Origin of the sequence: Pseudomonas sp. SIMBA_041 (assembly GCF_046535095.1) — a bacterium.
Classification (GTDB): domain Bacteria; phylum Pseudomonadota; class Gammaproteobacteria; order Pseudomonadales; family Pseudomonadaceae; genus Aquipseudomonas; species Aquipseudomonas mucoides.
Genome location: NZ_JAWRXJ010001019.1, coordinates 1 through 231 on the forward strand (window position 1 = coordinate 1; position 231 = coordinate 231).

Sequence of the window (231 nt, forward strand, 5' to 3'; positions counted from 1 at the left end):
GAGTTCAAGACCCTTACTGCTTACGCTGTCAGCCGCAAGTCATGGGTGCCTGTCTCGATATCATTAACCAAGCAGGAAAAACCTTATTAATCGAATCCAATGCCGTAACTGACAATCCACTTATCTTTAATAACGAAGATGGGCCAGTTGCTATATCAGGTGGTAACTTCCATGCTGAGCCAGTCGCTTTTGCCGCGGACATTTTAGCGTTAGCTATCGCTGAGATTGGTT

General features: G+C 45.5%; 1 protein-coding gene. It reads left to right on the top strand.

The window, feature by feature from the left end; translation table 11 throughout:
• Positions 1-231 (top strand): aromatic amino acid lyase (locus SB725_RS34195; RefSeq protein WP_410923826.1); only part of this gene is annotated, 231 nt, incomplete at both ends.